This is a genomic window from Mycolicibacter sinensis, from assembly GCF_001667945.1.
Taxonomy (GTDB): domain Bacteria; phylum Actinomycetota; class Actinomycetes; order Mycobacteriales; family Mycobacteriaceae; genus Mycobacterium; species Mycobacterium sinense_B.
Genome location: NZ_LZJK01000063.1, coordinates 27,291 through 44,321, shown reverse-complemented (window position 1 = coordinate 44,321; position 17,031 = coordinate 27,291). Strand labels below are relative to the sequence as shown.

Genomic DNA, 17,031 nt, shown 5'->3' with positions numbered 1-17,031 from the left:
GTCTCCGTGACCCATTCGCACCCGTCCGTACCCGCGCACACCGTCGCCCCCGCCTACACCGGCCGGATGTTCACCGCGCCGGTGCCGGCGTTGCGGATGCCCGACGACCCGATGGATCCGCAGGCCGCCTATCGCTTCATCCACGACGAACTCATGCTGGATGGCAGCTCCCGGCTGAACCTGGCCACCTTCGTCACCACCTGGATGGACCCCGAGGCGTCCACGCTGATGGCGGAGTCGTTCGACAAGAACATGATCGACAAGGACGAGTACCCGGCCACCGCGGCCATCGAGCAGCGCTGCGTGTCGATGGTCGCCGACTTGTTCCACGCCGAGAACCTGCGCGACGACGACCCGGCCAGCGCCATCGGGGTGTCCACCGTCGGGTCGTCCGAGGCGGTGATGCTCGGCGGGCTGGCGCTGAAATGGCGCTGGCGGGCCAAGACCGCGGATTGGCAGGGGCGCACCCCCAATCTGGTGATGGGCTCCAACGTCCAGGTGGTGTGGGAGAAGTTCTGCCGCTACTTCGACGTCGAACCGCGGTACCTGCCGATGGCCGAGGGCCGCTACGTGATCACCCCGGAGCAGGTTATCGACGCCGTCGACGAGAACACCATCGGGGTGGTGGCGATCCTGGGCACCACCTACACCGGCGAGCTGGAGCCCGTCGCGGCGATCTGCGCGGCCCTGGACAAGCTGGCCGCGGGGGGCGGCGTGGACGTGCCCGTGCACGTGGACGCGGCCAGCGGCGGGTTCGTGGTGCCGTTTTTGCACCCGGACCTCAAGTGGGACTTCCGGCTGCCACGGGTGGTGTCGATCAACGTCAGCGGCCACAAATACGGGCTGACCTACCCCGGCATCGGGTTCGTGGTGTGGCGTAACGCCGAGCAGCTGCCCGAGGAACTGGTGTTCCGGGTGAACTACCTGGGCGGGGACATGCCCACCTTCACGCTGAACTTCTCCCGGCCGGGCAACCAGGTCGTCGGCCAGTACTACAACTTCCTGCGGCTGGGCCGCAGCGGCTACACCGAGGTGATGCGGACCCTGTCTGACACCGCCCGCTGGCTGAGCCACCAGCTGGCCGCGTCCGAGCACTTCGAGGTGATCAGCGACGGTTCGGCGATCCCGGTGGTGAGCTGCCGGCTGGCCGGTGACCGCGGCTACACCGAGTTCGACGTCTCCCATGAGCTGCGCACCTTCGGCTGGCAGGTCCCGGCCTACACCATGCCCGAGGGTGCCGAGGACGTCGCGGTGCTGCGGGTGGTGGTCCGCGAGGGGCTGTCGGCGGATCTCGCCCGGGCGCTGTTCGACGACATCATGAAATCGGTGACCGCCCTGGACCGGGTCAAACCCGGCGGACACTACGACGACGAGCAGCACTTCTCGCATTGATCCCTTCGCCGAACGTCGGGTTGTGTTACGCAAAACCGTCGACGATGTGCATTAACGCGACATTCGACGCGGATGAAAGAATGGCAGTGACATGACTGCCACATCCCGAACGGCCGGACTGCTCGGCGAGGCGCTGGTGGACCTGGACGCCATCGCCCACAACGTGCAGGTGCTGTCCGAGCAGGCCGGTGCCGCCGAGCTGATGGCGGTGGTCAAAGCCGACGGCTACGGTCACGGCGCGGCGCAGGTGGCCCGGGCTGCGCTGGCCGCCGGTGCCGCCGAACTCGGGGTCGCCACCGTCGATGAGGCGCTGGCGTTGCGGGCAGCCGGCATCACCGCACCGGTGCTGGCGTGGCTACACGGCCCCGACACCGACTTCGCGCCCGCCTTGGCCGCCGACGTGCAGATCGCGGTCTCCTCGGTGCGCCAGCTCGACGAGCTGCTCGACGCCGTGACCCGCACCGGCCGCACGGCGACGGTGACGGTCAAGGCCGACACCGGGATGAACCGCAACGGTGTCGGCGCGGCCGGTTACCCCGAGCTGCTGAGCGCCCTGCGCCGCGCTGTTTCCGAGGACGCGATCCGGGTGCGGGGCCTGATGTCGCATCTGGCCTGCGCCGACGAAGCCGCCAATCCGGTCAACGACCTTCAGGCTGAGCGGTTCTCCGACATGTTGCGCCTGGCCCGCGATCAGGGCCTGAACTTCGAGGTGGCGCACCTGGCGAATTCGGCCGGGGTGATGACCCGGCCCGACCTGGCCTTCGACATGGTGCGGCCGGGAATCGCCGTGTACGGTCTGAGCCCCATCCCGGAGCGTGGCGCCATGGGACTCGTTCCCGCGATGACGCTGAAATCCGTTGTGGTGCTGGTGCGCTCGATCCGAGCGGGGGAGGGTGTCTCCTACGGGCACACCTGGATCGCCGAGGCCGACACTACCGTCGCGCTGGTCCCGATGGGCTACGCCGACGGGGTGTTCCGCCCGCTGAGCGGACGGTTCGACGTGTTGATCAACGGCCGGCGCCGGCGCAGCGTCGGGCGGGTGTGCATGGACCAGTTCGTCGTCGACCTCGGCCCCGGGCCGGTCGACGTCACCGAGGGCGATGAGGTCGTCTTGTTCGGGTCCGGCGCGGGCGGCGAGCCGCTGGCCCAGGACTGGGCCGACCAGCTGGGCACCATCCACTACGAGGTGGTGAACAGTCCGCGCGGGCGGGTCGCCAGGACGTATCGGGGCGGCGATGTCAGCTAAGCGGCGCGCCAACCTGCGAGCCGGTGGCTGGCTGGCCGGTGCGGCCGGATTGGCGGCCGTCGGAACCATCGCCGGATCCACCGTCGCGCGGTCGGTGACCCGTCGCACCACCATCGAAGACCCTTACGCCGCCGAGGATTTCGACATCCTCGCGCACGACCACAGTTCGGTGGTGGTCACCGACGACGGTGTCGAACTGGCGGTCCGCGACGTGGGCCCGCGCAACGCGCCGCTGACCGTGGTGTTCGCCCACGGATTCTGTTTGCGCATGGGATCTTTCCACTTTCAGCGGGCCCGCCTGACCGCCGAATGGGGCGACCAGGTCCGGATGGTCTTCTATGACCAGCGCGGCCACGGCGACTCCACCGTCGCCTCGCCCGCCACCTACACCGTGCCGCGGCTCGGCCAGGACCTGGAGGCGGTGCTGCAGGTGGCCGCGCCGCGCGGTCCGGTGGTGCTGGTCGGGCATTCGATGGGTGGCATGACCGTGCTGTCGCACGCCCGGCAGTTCCCCGCGCGCTACGGCAACCGGATCGTCGGCGTGGCACTGATCTCTTCGGCGGCCAAAGGGGTTTCGCGTTCCCCGTTGGGGGAGATCCTGCGCAACCCGGCGTTGGAGGCGGTCCAGTTCAGCGTGCGCTACGCGCCGAAGCTGGTGCACCGCGGCCGGGGCGCCGCCCGCCGGGTGATCGCGCCGATCCTGCGGGCGGCCTCCTACGGCACCGACGAGATCAGTCCGAGCGTGGTGGCGTTCTCCGAGGAGATGATGCACACCACCCCGGTCGCCACCATGGTGGGTTTTCTGCACGCCCTGGAGGTGCACGACGAGAGCGCCGCGCTTGCCACCCTGGCCAAGATCCCGACCCTGGTCGCCTGCGGTGACCGCGATCTGCTGACCCCGCCCGGCTATTCGCGGGCGATGGCGGCCGCGCTGTGGGATTGCGAGCTGGTGATCGTGCCCGGTGCCGGCCATCTGGTGCAGTTGGAGGAACCCGACGTCATCGACGACGCGCTGGTGCGGTTGGTCGAGCGGGCCACGCCGCGCCGCGTGACCCTGACCCGCCGGCTGCGCCGGAAGGCGGGGCGCAGTGGCTGAAACGCAGACCCTGGCGACAGTCGAAGACACCATCGCGTTGGGAGCGCTACTCGGCGCCCAGCTGCGCGCCGGCGACGTGGTGGTGCTGTCCGGGCCGCTCGGCGCCGGAAAAACGGTGCTGGCCAAGGGAATCGCCCAGGCGCTCGACGTCGACGGGCCGGTCACCTCGCCGACATTCGTGCTGGCCCGCGAACATCGGCCCCGCCGGCCCGGAACCCCGGCGATGATCCACGTCGACCTCTACCGGCTGCTCGACGAGTCGGGCCTGGACCTGTTGGCCGAGTTGGACTCACTGGACCTGGACACCGAACTCGACGACGCCGTCGTCGTGGTGGAGTGGGGCGAGGGCCTGGCCGAGCGGCTCTCCGAACGGCACCTGGACATCCGGCTGGAACGGGGCGCCGAATCCGAGACGCGTACCGCGACCTGGCGGTGGTACGCGCCATGACGGGGGCGATCCTGGCTATCGACACCGCCACGCCCGCGGTCACCGCCGGCCTGGTGGCCCCAGACCGATGCACGGTGCTGGCCGAGCGGCTCACCGTGGACGCCCGGGCGCACGCCGAGCGGCTCACCCCCAATGTGCTGGCCGCCCTGGCCGATGCTGGGTTGGGCATGGCCGATCTGGCCGCGGTGGTGGTGGGCTGCGGGCCGGGGCCGTTCACCGGGCTGCGGGTCGGGATGGCCAGTGCCGCCGCCTACGGCCACGCCCTGGGCATCCCGGTCTACGGCGTATGCAGTCTGGACGCGATCGGGACGCACACCACCGGCGCGGCCCTGGTGGTCACCGACGCCCGGCGCCGCGAGGTCTACTGGGCCCGCTACCGCGACGGGATACGGGTGGCCGGCCCGGCGGTGAGCGCCCCGGCCGATGTCGACCCCGGCGACGCCGTCGCGGTGGCCGGCTCGCCCGCACACGCCGGACTGTTCGGCCTGCCGACACTCGACGTGCCCTTCCCGACGTCGGCGGGACTGGTTGCCGCCGTGGGGGATTGGGACGCCGAACCGGGGCCGCTGGTGCCGATGTACCTGCGCCGGCCCGACGCCAAGCCGGCGGCGTCCGCCACGCCGCTGGTCACCCTCGGCCCGTTGGTCGAATCCGACGCGGCGCGCTGCGCCGAACTGGAGGCGCAGCTGTTCGGCGGCGACGACCCGTGGCCGGCCGCGGCCTTCCGGCGAGCGATCGGTGCCCGCGACCACCATTACGTCGCAGCCCGCATCGGCGACACCCTGGTCGGCTACGGCGGCATCGCCCGGCTGGGTCGTACCCCGCCGTTCGAGTTCGAGGTGCACACCATCGGGGTGGCCCCGGCCCACCAGGGCCGCGGGATCGGCCGCCAGCTGCTGGCGGACCTGCTGGCCTACGCCGATGGCGGCGTCGTGCACCTGGAGGTTCGCACCGACAACGCCGCGGCGATCGGGCTCTACCGCGACGTCGGCTTCGTCGAGACCGCAGTACGCAAGCGCTACTACCGCAATGGCGCCGACGCCTACATGATGCGGCGGGAGGCCCGTTCATGACGACCATCGTGCTCGCTATCGAATCCTCCTGCGACGAAACAGGTGTCGGCATCACCAAGCTGAACCCCGACGGCACACTGGAGCTGCTGGCCGACGAGGTGGCCTCCAGCGTCGAAGAGCACACCCGTTTCGGCGGGGTGGTGCCCGAGATCGCGTCGCGGGCGCACCTGGAGGCGCTGGGCCCCACCATGCGCCGGGCGCTGGCGACCGCCGGCGTGCAGCGTCCCGACGCGGTGGCGACCACCATCGGACCGGGGCTGGCCGGCGCGCTGCTGGTGGGCGCTGCCGCGGCCAAGGCCTACGCCGCCGCCTGGGACGTGCCGTTCTACGCCGTCAACCACCTGGGCGGGCACCTGGCCGCCGACGTCTATGCCCACGGGCCGCTGCCCGAATGCGTGGGCCTGCTGGTCTCCGGCGGCCACACCCACCTGCTGCACGTGCGATCACTGGCGGAGCCGATCGTCGAGCTGGGCAGCACCGTTGACGACGCCGCCGGGGAGGCCTACGACAAGGTGGCCCGGCTGCTCGGGTTGGGCTACCCGGGCGGGCGGGTGCTCGACGAGCTGGCCCGCACCGGCGACCGTGAGGCGATCACTTTCCCGCGCGGAATGACCGGCCCGCGCGACGCGCCCTACGCGTTCAGCTTCTCCGGGCTGAAAACCGCGGTGGCCCGGTACGTGGAGCGCAACCCCGACTTCGTCCCGGCCGATGTGGCGGCCGGCTTCCAGGAATCGGTCGCCGACGTTTTGACGGCCAAAGCGGTGCGGGCTGCCACCGACCTCGGGGTCGGCACGCTGCTGATCGCCGGCGGGGTGGCCGCCAACTCCCGGCTGCGCGAGCTGGCCGAACAGCGGTGCACGGCAGCCGGTCTGACGTTGCGTATCCCGCCGCTGCGGTTGTGCACCGACAACGGGGCGATGATCGCATCGTTTGCGGCGCACCTGATCGCAGCCGGGGCGCCGCCGTCGCCGCTGGACGTGGCCACCGATCCGGGGCTGCCGGTGGTCCAGGGCCGGGTCAGCGGGTGACGAGCCGCAGCTTGTCGCAGGCCCTCCTTGAGTGCTAGCACTCTCATGTATAGAGTGCTAGGTGGCAGTCGGTCGATTCCTTGCTCGGCACCCGCGACGACGATGCGAGGGCTCGCACGAATGCCGAACACCTTAAGTAAGTACGTTCCGATGGGCCCGGCCGACGCCGGGTCACATCCAGACAATGTGGAGGGCTCCAATCGTGGCGAGCGTGAACATCAAGCCACTCGAGGACAAGATCCTCGTTCAGGCCAACGAGGCCGAGACCACGACCGCTTCCGGTCTGGTCATTCCGGACACCGCCAAGGAGAAGCCGCAGGAAGGCACCGTCGTTGCCGTCGGCCCCGGCCGCTGGGACGAGGATGGCGACAAGCGGATCCCGCTGGACGTCAAGGAAGGCGACGTCGTCATCTACAGCAAGTACGGCGGCACCGAGATCAAGTACGCCGGTGAGGAGTACCTGATCCTGTCCGCGCGCGACGTGCTGGCCATCGTCGGCAAGTAGGTCGGCAAGTAGCCACAAGCAACCACCGTGCCCGCCCCGGAGATCCCCGTATTACGGGTGATGTCCGGGGCGGCACGCGTGAAGGAAAGGGTTGAACATTCGTGAGCAAGCAGATTGAGTTCAACGAGTCCGCCCGTCGGGCAATGGAGACCGGCGTCGACAAGCTCGCCGACGCGGTCCGGGTCACGTTGGGCCCGCGCGGCCGCACCGTGGTGCTGGCCAAGGCGTTCGGCGGCCCCACGGTGACCATGGACGGCGTCGCCGTGGCCCGGGAGATCGACCTGGAGGACCCGTTCGAAAACCTCGGCGCGCAGCTGGTGAAGTCGGTGGCCACCAAGACCAACGACGTGGCCGGCGACGGCACCACGACAGCCACCGTGCTGGCCCAGGCCATCATCTCCGGCGGCCTGCGCAATGTCGCGGCCGGCGCCAACCCGATCGCGCTGGGCGCCGGGATCGCCAAGGCCGCCGACGCGGTGTCGTCGGCGCTGCTGGCCGCGGCCACCCCGGTCGCCGGCAAGGAGTCGATCGCGCAGGTGGCCAACGTGTCCTCGCGCGACGAGGAGATCGGCGAGCTGGTCGGGGAGGCGATGACCAAGGTCGGCAGCGACGGTGTGGTCAGCGTGGAGGAGTCCTCGACCCTGTCGACCGAGCTGCAGATCACCGACGGCGTCGGCTTCGACAAGGGCTTCCTGTCGGCCTACTTCGTCACCGACTTCGACTCGCAGGAGGCCGTCCTGGAGGACGCGCTGATCCTGCTGCACCGGGACAAGATCAGCTCTCTGCCCGACCTGCTGCCGCTGCTGGAGAAGGTCGTCGAGGCGGGCAAGCCGCTGGTGATCATCGCCGAGGACGTCGAGGGCGAGCCGCTGTCGACGCTGGTGGTCAACGCGATCCGCAAGACCCTCAAGGCCGTCGCGGTCAAGGCGCCCTACTTCGGCGACCGACGTAAGGCGTTCCTGGAGGACCTCGCGGTCGTCACCGGCGCCCAGGTGATCAACCCCGACGTCGGGCTGACGCTGCGCGAGGCCGGTCTCGACGTGCTCGGCTCCGCCCGCCGGGTGGTGGTGTCCAAGGACGACACCGTCATCGTCGACGGGGCCGGCACCCCCGAGGCGATCGCCGCCCGGGTCAAGCAGCTGCGCGCCGAGATCGAGGCGACCGACTCCGACTGGGACCGCGAGAAGCTCGAAGAGCGGCTGGCCAAGCTGGCCGGCGGCGTGGCCGTGATCAAGGTGGGCGCAGCCACCGAGACCGCTTTGAAGGAGCGCAAGCACCGGGTCGAGGACGCGGTGGCGGCGGCCAAGGCCGCGGTCGAGGAGGGCATCGTCCCCGGCGGCGGCGCCGCCCTGGTGCAGGCCCGCGCGGCGCTGTCGGAGCTGCAGTCCACGCTGACCGGCGACGAGAAGCTGGGCGTGGAGGTGTTCGCCGCTGCGCTGAGCGCGCCGCTGTACTGGATCGCCACCAACGCCGGCGTCGACGGCGCGGTGGTGACCAGCAAGGTGGCCGAGCTGCCGTCCGGGCAGGGCTTCAACGCCGCGACGCTGTCCTACGGTGACCTGGCCGCCGACGGGATCGTCGACCCGGTCAAGGTGACCCGTTCGGCGGTGCTCAACGCCGCCTCGGTGGCGCGGATGGTGCTGACCACCGAGACCGCGGTGGTCGACAAGCCGGCCGAGGAAGCCGCCGACGCCCACGGGCACCACGGGCACGCGCACTAGTCCCGGCGACGAACGGTCCCCCGCACGCGGGCGGTACCCCTAGCGAGCGCCCCCATTTCGGAGCTGAAATGGGGGCGCTCGCGTCCGCTCGGTGGTGTATTCCGAGTTTGTAACCGCGCAAAACGGGTATTGATCCATCGCGTCGTCGAACAGGACGGTGTATTGAAGGCGCGGTAAAGGAGATCACCATGGACCCAGTGGCGGCTACTGAATTCCTGGCTCGCTCTACAACGTTGACCAGTGTCGGATGGATCGGTTACATAATTATCGGCGCTATTGCCGGTTGGATCGCGGGCCTCATCATGAAGACCAAGTTCGGCCTGCTCACCGACATCGTCGTAGGTGTCGTCGGTGCGCTCATCGGCGGATTCCTGCTCAGCTTCGTGGTCGACACGGCGAGCGGGGGCTGGTGGTTCACCTTGTTCACCGCAATCCTGGGCGCGGTCATCCTGCTGTGGCTGCTGCGCCTGGCCGGTCGCGACGCGTGAGGAGCGGGATGATGAAACACGTTGCGCTCATTGCCTTTGCGCTCGGGATTCTTCTTTCCGGCGGGTGCTCGGCATCGAAGGTGATCAACACCGGTGGCGACACCCGGTGTAAGGACTTCGTCGAGCAGGACGAGAAGAAGCAGGACGACGAGATCAGCAAGATGCTCAAAGACAAGAGCGGCGCCGATCCCTCCAATCTGGAGATTTCTGCGACCCGCTTGTCCGTCTCGACCTACTGCAAGACAGTGGGGACTCCGGACAGCAAGATATCCGAGGCCCCGCACGGCTAATCGAGAATTTGCGGGCCCCAACACGATTCGTTCCAGGCTGTGCACGGCTCAGAAGAAGTTGCTGAAAAGTAGATTCATCGAGTCGAACAGAGCCTGGAACGGATCGCTGGTGGCGACCCCGTGGAACAGTAGGGCGCTGAGCCAGGCGTCGAAGGCGTTGATCTCGCTGTTGTCGATGTTGATGTAGGTCAGGGCGCCGTCGACCGTGGCGCTGGCGTTGGCGATCTGCTCCGGGGTCAGCCCCAGATACTCCACGTGCGGCCCGAAGATGCCGCCCAACGCGGCCCACAGGCCGTCGGCGGCGTAGACGTCGGCGAAGTTTGCGACCGGATCATCGGGCAGACCGTAAATGGTGGCCGCGTACAGGTCGTTGGGTGTCAGGTTACCGAGGACTTCGGTCATGCCGAGCAGCTTGAGCAGGTAGTCCGAGAGGTCCTTGCCCAGCGTGGCGTACATGGCGGCTTCCAGGTATTGCCAGACGCCGTCCGGTGCAGACGGATTGCCGATGAACACGAAGTGCAGCGAGTCCAGCGGGATGCCCGATTCGGCGAGTCGGGTCATCGCGATGGATTCGGCGGTGGCGCTTTGGGAGTAGCCGAAGATCGTCAGCGGGTGTTCGGCATCGTAGGCGCCCGGGTTGGCGGCGAAGGCGTTCTGGACCGCGAGCACGATGAGCCCCGCGCCGGTGAGGCTGCTCGGCCCCTGCTGGAACAGTTCCGGTGTGGTCAGCACCTGTAGTGGGGCACTGCACGGGTCGGTGCCGTCCATGTAGCAGACCGTCGAATCGGTCGAGCCGCCATTGAAACCGAGCGGGTTGAGATAGAGATTCTCGGCGGATCGCGCGAATTCGGGTGAGGGCGTCGGCTGGCCGGTTCCGCCGAGGATGAGCGCGGTCTGGCTGCCGGCCAGCGGGCCGGTGGAGGCGAGCAGCGTGGCCGCGGCGCTGACCGTTTGGCTGACCCCCACGCCGGCCGCGGCGACTAGCAGCCCGGCGACCGCGAGCTGAGCGACCGCCTTGTACGCATTTCGTGACGTGACCTGAGTCATCGCATCCTCCCCGCTGTGTGCTGCATGAGAGTATCCCGTTCTCATATTTGAGTCTAGGGTTCTCACTGTCTTTCTCGGCGGGGTGCAGCCCCGCAGACGGCGCCAAAGGAGAACCATGGACCGACCCACCTACGAGCGGGGCCGCGAGATCCGCGCCGCGGTGCTGGGCAACGCCTATGTCGCCGCCGCCGGTGATGACTTCTCAAAGCCCTTCCAGGACTTGGTCACCGAATACTGCTGGGGCGCGGTATGGGGCCGCGAGGGGCTGTCGCGTAAGACGCGCAGCATGCTCAACCTGGCGATGCTCGCAGTGCTCAACCGGCCCAACGAACTTCGCACCCACGTCAAAGGAGCGCTCACCAACGGCGTCACCCGCGACGAGATCCGGGAGGTCTTCATGCAGGTGGCGATCTACGCCGGTGTTCCCGCGGCGGTGGACAGCTTCCGGATCGCCCGCGACGCCTTCGCCGAATACGAGACGCAGCAATGATCGGCTTCATCGGTTTGGGCAATATGGGCTTTCCCATGGCGCACCGGCTGGCGGGGGCGGGACGCGAACTGATCGTCTACGACACCCGCGACGACGTGGTCGAGCGCGCAACGAGATTCGGCGCGTCCGGTGCGTCCTCGGTGCGGGAGGTGGCCGACCGGGCGCAGATCGTGCTGGCCAGCCTGCCGTCGTTGCCGGCGTCGGCGGCGGTCGCCGACGAGGTCGCTGAAAGTGCGACGGCCACGCTGTTCATCGACCTGTCGACCGTCGGAAGCGAACTGGCGCAGCGCAATCACGACACGCTGGCCGCCCGGGGAATCGCCGCGCTGGATGCGCCGGTCAGCGGCGGCGTGAGCGGGGCGCAGCAGGGCGGCCTGGCGATCATGGTGTCGGGGCCCCCGGCCGCGTTCGACACCGCCAAGCCGCTGCTGGACGAACTCGGCCGGCCGTTCTTCGTCGGTGAAAAGCCCGGCGCCGCCCAGACGATGAAGCTGGTCAACAATCTGATGGCGGCCGCCACGCTGGCCGCCACCGCTGAGGTCATCGTGATGGGCGTCAAGGCCGGTCTCGACCCGCAGGTGATGCTCGACGTGCTCAATGCCGGCTCCGGCGGAACCCACGCCAGCCGCGACAAGTTTCCCAAGGCGGTGCTGCCACGCACCTTCGACTACGGGTTCGCGACCGGCCTGATGGTCAAGGACGTCCGGCTCTACCTCGACGAAGCGGCAGCCCTCGGCCTACCGCGGCCCCTGGCCGACGCGGTGGCCGGCATGTGGGAGTCGACGCTGCGCGAACAAGGCCCCGAGTCCGATTTCACCTCGATCGTCAAAGTGTTGGAGAACGCCGCCGGCGTCACCGTCGGGGCGGTCAGAAGAAGTTGTTGAACAACAGTTGCAGAGAGTCCCACAGGCTCTCGAAGATGCCGCTGTTGGCCGCTCCACCGACGAAGACCGCGTTGAGCCAGGCGTCGAGACCGTTGATGTCGTCGGCGTTGATGTCGACGTAGGTCAGGGCGCCGTCGACGGTGGTGGTCGCGTCGGCGACCTGCTCCGGTGTCAGCCCCAGGTACCACACGTGCGGCCACAGCACATCCAGCAGCGCACCGAAGAGACCCTTATCTGCGTACACGTCGGTGAAGTTGGAGACCGGATCGCCAGGCAGCCCGTAAATCGTTGCCGGATACAGGTCATTCGGGGTCAGGTTGCCGAGCACTTCGGTCATGCCGAACAATTTGAGCAGGTAGTTCGTCAAATCGGGGCCCAGCGTCGCGTCCATGGCCGCTTGGATGTGTTGCCAGATGCCGTCCGGGGTGGACGGGTCGCCGATGAACACGAAATGTAGTGCGCTGCTGGGGATTCCGAGTTCGGCGAGCCGGGTCATGGCGATCGACTCAGCCGTGGCGCTCTGCGAATACCCGAAGATCGTCAGGGGGTGCTCGGCGTCGAATGCGCCTGGGTTGGCGTTGAATTCGTTCTGCACGGCGAGGACGATCGCCGAGGCGGCGGTGAGGCTGCTGGGGCCCTGCTGGATCAGTTCGGGCGTGGTCAGCACCTGTAGGGGGGCGCTGCACGGGTCGGTTCCGTCCATGTAGCAGACCGTCGAGCCGGTGGCACCGCCGTCGAAGCCCAGCGGGTTCAGAAACAGGTTCTCGGCGGATCGCGCGAATTCCGGTGACGGCGTCGGCTCGGTGGTTCCGCCCAGGATGAGCGCCGTCACGCTGCCCGCCAGCGGACCGGTCGAGGCCAGCAGTGCGGCCGCGGCGCTCACGGTTTGGCTGATCCCCACGCCGGCCGCGGCACACAGGACGCCTGCGACGGCAACCTCGGCAACTGTCGCTTTTAGTGCTGCACCCCGCGTTCTCATCGACTGTGCTTATCACACGCTGAGATTGAGTTGGGCGTTTCAGTGGATGTCTGACGTGCCAGTCAAATCGCGGGCGGGCGTTTCGCCGCCTGTCCCGGGCCGGTCAGAGCGTGTCCGGGCACAGGTGGTGCTGGGCGGCGTTGAGCAGCATGCGGCCCTTGTCGACGTCGTTCGGGTTCAACTGGGCCAGTGTCTGTTCGGGCTTCTCACCCAAGTGCAGCCGGTTGCAGGCCATCCAGCCGTTCGCGACTACCACCCCGTCGGGCATCTGGGCGTCGCCGATGGACAGACCCGGGAACCCGTTGGCGCGCAGCTCATTGAGGAAGCCCGCCTCATCGGCGCTGGCGATCGGTGCGCCGATCAAACCGACGGTGAATCCTGCCGCGATGGTTCCGAACAGAAGCTGTTTGCGCACGTTGTTCCCCTCGCTTTCGACGGCCTGGACCGTTTGGAAGCGTAGCGGGGCGGTGGCCGGCGATGGGGGATAACGCGGCAATCACCCCAGCGGGGACAAGCCGTCGTTGGGCCGCAGGCCGCCGGGCGCATAGGGGCCGGTCACCAGCGCGGGGCAGGCCCCGAACGGGCCCACCACCGCGCCGGTGTCGGGGCAGTAGTAGACGTCGCTCAGATCGCCGCAGAGCCGCTGGTCGAAGCAGCTGGCCGGTGCGGCGCTGGCCGGGGCGGCCAGGCCGATGCCGACCGAGGCGACAAGTACTGCCAGGAATGCCGGTGCAGATCGCATGCCCGGGATTCAACCCGACGGGTCTGACATTGCGTGCAATAGCGAACAGCCCCCGCGAGCGGGGGCTGTTCGGATCCACGGCCGCGGATGTGACGCCGTCGGCCGGTGGTCTGGCGGGGCTAGCCGCTGCGCCGCAGATTGCACCGCAGCGCGGCGTGCCGCTCGGACTCCGACATGCCGCCCCAGATGCCGTAGGGCTCCCCGACGGCAAGGGCGTGCTGGCGGCACTGCTCCATCACCGGGCAGTTGCGGCACCACTTCTTGGCGTTCTGCTCCCGCTGCGCTCGGGCGCGGCCGCGTTCGCCGTCGGGTGGAAAAAATACCGACGAATCGACGCCCCGGCACGCTCCTCGGAGTTGCCAATCCCATACGTCCGCATTGCGGCCGGGCAGCTGCTCAACCAGTGGCATGGGAACCCCTCTCAAAACGCCGGTCGGCCGGATCGGTTGCGGCCGTTCAGGTGTTTGGTGGTGCGCGTAAAACAGCGCCGGCTGTTTCCGGCGCTGTGGGGACCGTAGCCAAAGCGTCTGAAGTTAGGCCTACGTAACGGTTAAGAAAGGCTGGCCTAAGACGGTGGACATTCCCTGAGGGTGGATATTTTTCCGGGCGGACGGCGAGGGCGCTGAACCGGCCGCGTAACGTCGCGCAGCGATGATCCAGGACCCCGAGGCGGTGCTGGCTGCTGCCGCGTTCGGCGAGGAGCCCGGCCGCTGGCCATTGCCGGCCGCGACGACACCTCGGCAGCGGTGGCTGCGTGCCGTCGCCGCAGGCGGGCAGGGCCGGTACGCCAGCGCGGACGCTGACCTGGCGGCGCTGCTGCGCGAGGCGCCCAAGGGCCCGCTGGCCTCGCTGGCCTACAGCACACGGGCGTCGTTCGCCCGGCAGCTCGGCGGGCACGATCTGGCCCGGGGCCTCGACGGCCGGGCGCTGGCCCTGGCCCTCAACGACCACGAAGTCGACCCGGAGGCCGCCGCCGATGCCCTGGTGGGGCTGGCCGCCGATGCCCTGGGGGTGGGGCGGTTCGCGGCGTCGGCGGCGCTGCTGGGCCGCGCCCGGCAGGCACCCCAACCGCCTGGTCCGGCGCGGCTGGCGGTGCGCCACAACTGGGTGACGGCCGAGCTGGCGATGGTCACCGGCGACGGCGCCACCGCGGTGCGGCACGCCGAGCAGGCCGTGGAGCTAGTCTCGGGCGCCGGGGAAGACATGGTGCGCCACCGGGTGAAAAGCCAGGTGGTGCTGGCCGGGGCGCTGTGCTGTGCGGGGAAGCGGGAGCGGGCGCGCACGGTTGCCGACGCCGCGTTCGACGAGGCCGGACGGGCGGGACTGGTCCCGTTGCGGTGGGCGTTGGCGTGCCTGCTGATCGATGCCGGCAGCGCGACGCGGACGGCGCAGGAGCTACGCGACCTGCGTGATGAAACTGCTGAGCTGGTGCGTTACCGCGGGGGAAGCTGGCGGGGCCGCTGATCAGCGGTAGCCGTCGGCCTCCGAGGTCGCCCCGTTGAGCGACGCGTCGGCGTAACCGCGGCAGTAATCCCAGGTCACGTAGCTGTCCGGCTCCGGGTCGTAGGCCGGTTCGTGCGGGCGGACGGTGCCGTCGATGAGCAGCTGCAGCAGGTTGGCACGCAGCATGTCCCAGTCGTGGTAGTGGTCCTGATTGCAGTCGTCACAGCACACCACCAGGCCGCGGATCCCCCTGCGCGCCAACAATGCTTCGTAGACCGCAAGGTCGGCGAGGTCGGCTTCGACCGCCGTCCGCTCCTGCGGATCCAGCGGCTGGCCCGGGTCGACGGCGTCCAGCGCAGCAGACGGGTCGTGGGGATCGTCGGCGAACGGGTCGGGCGGCAAACCGGGTGGTAGGTGGTCACGCACGCCCATCAGGGTACGCAGACCCCATGACAGAACGCCAGCGGCCGGTTCTGCGGCCCGCATAATCACCCCAAGGGTGGTGGGGAACGAAAGCCGCTGTCCGCCGCGATTAGGATGGGCTTCTACCCCGGCTGCGTAGTGGAGGCTCCCCATGTCCGTTGGTGATGCCAGCGCCCCGACGATTTCCCACCCCGCGGGTGCCATAGGCCCGCACGACGATGCGGCGCCGGCCGGCGGCCCCGCTGGTGGGCACCCGGCCAAGATCGCGATGCTGGGCCTGACCTTCGACGACGTTCTGCTGCTTCCGGCGGCCTCTGACGTGGTGCCGGCCAACGCCGACACCTCCAGCTGGCTGACCCGCAAGATCCGGCTCAAGGTGCCGCTGGTCAGCTCCGCCATGGACACCGTCACCGAGGCCCGGATGGCGATCGCGATGGCGCGCGCCGGCGGCATGGGCGTGCTGCACCGCAACCTGCCGGTCACCGAGCAGGCCGGCCAGGTCGAGACGGTGAAGCGCTCCGAGGCCGGCATGGTCACCGATCCGGTCACTTGCACCCCGGAGAACACCCTGGCCGAGGTGGACGCGCTGTGCGCGCGGTTCCGGATCTCCGGGCTGCCGGTCGTCGACTCCAGCGGCGCGCTGGTCGGGATCATCACCAACCGGGATATGCGCTTCGAGGTCGACCAGAACAAACCGGTCGCCGAGGTGATGACCAAGGCGCCGCTGATCACCGCGCAGGAGGGGGTCTCCGCCGACGCCGCGCTGGGCCTGCTGCGCCGGCACAAGATCGAAAAGCTGCCGATCGTCGACGGCCACGGCAAGCTGACCGGGCTGATCACCGTCAAGGACTTCGTCAAGACCGAACAGCATCCCCACGCCACCAAGGACAGCGACGGCCGGCTGCTGGTCGGTGCCGCGGTCGGCGTCGGCGCCGATGCCTGGGTGCGGGCCATGACGCTGGCCGATGCTGGGGTCGACGTGTTGGTGGTGGACACCGCGCACGCCCACAACCGGGGAGTGCTCGACATGGTCGGCAAGCTCAAGGCCGAAGTGGGGGAGCGGGTCGAGGTGGTCGGCGGCAACGTGGCCACCCGCAGCGGCGCCGCCGCGCTGGTCGAGGCCGGCGCCGACGCGGTGAAGGTCGGGGTCGGCCCCGGCTCGATCTGCACCACCCGGGTGGTCGCCGGGGTGGGCGCCCCGCAGATCACCGCCATCATGGAAGCGGTCGCGGTCTGCGCGCCGGCCGGAGTCCCGGTGATCGCCGACGGCGGGCTGCAGTACTCCGGTGACATCGCCAAGGCGCTGGCCGCCGGCGCGTCGACGACCATGCTCGGCTCGCTGCTGGCCGGCACCGCCGAGTCGCCCGGCGAGCTGATCTTCGTCAACGGCAAGCAGTTCAAGAGCTACCGCGGCATGGGCTCACTCGGCGCAATGCAGGGCCGCGGCGGCGCCAAGTCCTACTCCAAGGACCGCTACTTCCAGGACGACGCGCTCTCCGAGGACAAACTGGTGCCCGAGGGCATCGAGGGCCGGGTGCCGTTCCGCGGCCCGCTGACCACGGTGATCCACCAGCTCACCGGGGGGCTGCGGGCGGCGATGGGCTACACCGGCTCCGCGACGATCGAGCAGCTGCAGCAGGCGCAATTCGTGCAGATCACCGCGGCGGGTTTGAAGGAAAGCCACCCGCACGACATCACCATGACCGTCGAAGCGCCGAACTACTACGTGCGCTGAG

Annotated in this window: 20 protein-coding genes and 1 pseudogene; 15 read left to right on the top strand and 6 right to left on the bottom strand. The window is 69.2% G+C overall.

Translation table 11 applies throughout. From position 1 onward, the window contains the following. Positions 1-6 precede the first annotated feature (6 nt). The 11 genes and pseudogenes from A5694_RS08505 to A5694_RS08460 all read left to right on the top strand — a co-directional run bounded on the left by A5694_RS08505 (position 7) and on the right by A5694_RS08460 (position 9,287). Positions 7-1,392: a glutamate decarboxylase gene (locus tag A5694_RS08505; protein ID WP_064921393.1), complete on the top strand. Its 1,386-nt coding sequence runs from the start codon at positions 7-9 to the stop codon at positions 1,390-1,392. A gap of 91 nt (positions 1,393-1,483) precedes the next feature. Then, complete coding sequence (gene alr, locus A5694_RS08500) at positions 1,484-2,638, top strand: alanine racemase (RefSeq protein ID WP_064921392.1); 1,155 nt, start codon at positions 1,484-1,486, stop codon at positions 2,636-2,638. Continuing rightward, positions 2,628-3,734, top strand: a complete 1,107-nt coding sequence (locus tag A5694_RS08495) for an alpha/beta fold hydrolase (RefSeq protein WP_064921391.1) — start codon at positions 2,628-2,630, stop codon at positions 3,732-3,734. The genes alr and A5694_RS08495 overlap by 11 nt, the downstream gene beginning before the upstream one ends. After that, positions 3,727-4,182: a tRNA (adenosine(37)-N6)-threonylcarbamoyltransferase complex ATPase subunit type 1 TsaE gene (tsaE, locus tag A5694_RS08490; protein ID WP_064921390.1), complete on the top strand. Its 456-nt coding sequence runs from the start codon at positions 3,727-3,729 to the stop codon at positions 4,180-4,182. The genes A5694_RS08495 and tsaE overlap by 8 nt, the downstream gene beginning before the upstream one ends. Next, positions 4,179-4,802: pseudogene (tsaB, locus tag A5694_RS24525) on the top strand (tRNA (adenosine(37)-N6)-threonylcarbamoyltransferase complex dimerization subunit type 1 TsaB); the annotation flags it as partial. The gene tsaE and the pseudogene tsaB, both read left to right, overlap by 4 nt. Before the next feature lie 21 nt (positions 4,803-4,823). Then, the gene (gene rimI, locus A5694_RS24520) at positions 4,824-5,255 is read left to right on the top strand and encodes a ribosomal protein S18-alanine N-acetyltransferase (RefSeq protein ID WP_234786551.1); all 432 of its coding nucleotides are present in this window, start codon (positions 4,824-4,826) and stop codon (positions 5,253-5,255) included. Then, a complete protein-coding gene (gene tsaD / locus A5694_RS08480) occupies positions 5,252-6,283 on the top strand; it encodes a tRNA (adenosine(37)-N6)-threonylcarbamoyltransferase complex transferase subunit TsaD (RefSeq protein WP_064921389.1) in 1,032 nt (343 codons plus the stop codon). Before rimI ends, tsaD begins: the two co-directional genes overlap by 4 nt. Before the next feature lie 202 nt (positions 6,284-6,485). Further along, positions 6,486-6,788: a co-chaperone GroES gene (groES, locus tag A5694_RS08475; RefSeq protein WP_019736720.1), complete on the top strand. Its 303-nt coding sequence runs from the start codon at positions 6,486-6,488 to the stop codon at positions 6,786-6,788. Between the two features lie 101 nt (positions 6,789-6,889). Then, a complete protein-coding gene (groL, locus tag A5694_RS08470) occupies positions 6,890-8,509 on the top strand; it encodes a chaperonin GroEL (protein ID WP_064921388.1) in 1,620 nt (539 codons plus the stop codon). Positions 8,510-8,697: 188 nt separating this feature from the next. Beyond that, complete coding sequence (locus A5694_RS08465; RefSeq protein ID WP_064921387.1) at positions 8,698-8,997, top strand: GlsB/YeaQ/YmgE family stress response membrane protein; 300 nt, start codon at positions 8,698-8,700, stop codon at positions 8,995-8,997. An 8-nt stretch (positions 8,998-9,005) separates the two neighbouring features. Next, positions 9,006-9,287, top strand: a complete 282-nt coding sequence (locus A5694_RS08460; RefSeq protein WP_064921420.1) for a hypothetical protein — start codon at positions 9,006-9,008, stop codon at positions 9,285-9,287. A 48-nt stretch (positions 9,288-9,335) separates the two neighbouring features. Here the strand turns inward: A5694_RS08460 and A5694_RS08455 are convergent, their stop codons facing one another. Next, on the bottom strand, positions 9,336-10,334 hold the full coding sequence (locus A5694_RS08455) for a PE-PPE domain-containing protein (protein WP_234786456.1): 999 nt from the start codon (positions 10,332-10,334) through the stop codon (positions 9,336-9,338). A 115-nt stretch (positions 10,335-10,449) separates the two neighbouring features. Between A5694_RS08455 and A5694_RS08450 the strand changes: the two genes are divergently transcribed. Then, positions 10,450-10,824: a carboxymuconolactone decarboxylase family protein gene (locus A5694_RS08450; RefSeq protein WP_064921386.1), complete on the top strand. Its 375-nt coding sequence runs from the start codon at positions 10,450-10,452 to the stop codon at positions 10,822-10,824. Beyond that, entirely contained in the window at positions 10,821-11,708 is an 888-nt protein-coding gene (locus A5694_RS08445) for an NAD(P)-dependent oxidoreductase (protein ID WP_064921385.1), read from the top strand. Before A5694_RS08450 ends, A5694_RS08445 begins: the two co-directional genes overlap by 4 nt. On the opposite strand, the gene A5694_RS08440 is transcribed toward A5694_RS08445, so the two are convergent. The 4 genes from A5694_RS08440 to A5694_RS08425 all read right to left on the bottom strand — a co-directional run bounded on the left by A5694_RS08440 (position 11,692) and on the right by A5694_RS08425 (position 13,839). Next, on the bottom strand, positions 11,692-12,591 hold the full coding sequence (locus A5694_RS08440; protein WP_234786457.1) for a PE-PPE domain-containing protein: 900 nt from the start codon (positions 12,589-12,591) through the stop codon (positions 11,692-11,694). The genes A5694_RS08445 and A5694_RS08440 overlap by 17 nt on opposite strands. A 199-nt stretch (positions 12,592-12,790) precedes the next feature. Next, entirely contained in the window at positions 12,791-13,102 is a 312-nt protein-coding gene (locus A5694_RS08435; protein ID WP_064921418.1) for a DUF732 domain-containing protein, read from the bottom strand. A gap of 81 nt (positions 13,103-13,183) precedes the next feature. After that, positions 13,184-13,429, bottom strand: a complete 246-nt coding sequence (locus A5694_RS08430) for a hypothetical protein (RefSeq protein WP_064921383.1) — start codon at positions 13,427-13,429, stop codon at positions 13,184-13,186. Positions 13,430-13,548: 119 nt separating this feature from the next. Next, complete coding sequence (locus A5694_RS08425) at positions 13,549-13,839, bottom strand: WhiB family transcriptional regulator (RefSeq protein WP_064921382.1); 291 nt, start codon at positions 13,837-13,839, stop codon at positions 13,549-13,551. A gap of 241 nt (positions 13,840-14,080) precedes the next feature. Here A5694_RS08425 and A5694_RS08420 point away from each other — a divergent pair, with 241 nt between their 5' ends. Next, entirely contained in the window at positions 14,081-14,893 is an 813-nt protein-coding gene (locus A5694_RS08420) for a hypothetical protein (RefSeq protein ID WP_064921381.1), read from the top strand. Here A5694_RS08420 and A5694_RS08415 read toward each other — a convergent pair whose 3' ends face one another. After that, on the bottom strand, positions 14,894-15,298 hold the full coding sequence (locus A5694_RS08415) for a DUF5319 domain-containing protein (RefSeq protein WP_064921417.1): 405 nt from the start codon (positions 15,296-15,298) through the stop codon (positions 14,894-14,896). Positions 15,299-15,446: 148 nt separating this feature from the next. On the opposite strand from A5694_RS08415, the gene guaB reads away from it, so the two are divergent. Next, entirely contained in the window at positions 15,447-17,030 is a 1,584-nt protein-coding gene (guaB, locus tag A5694_RS08410; protein ID WP_109535641.1) for an IMP dehydrogenase, read from the top strand. Position 17,031: the final 1 nt, after the last annotated feature.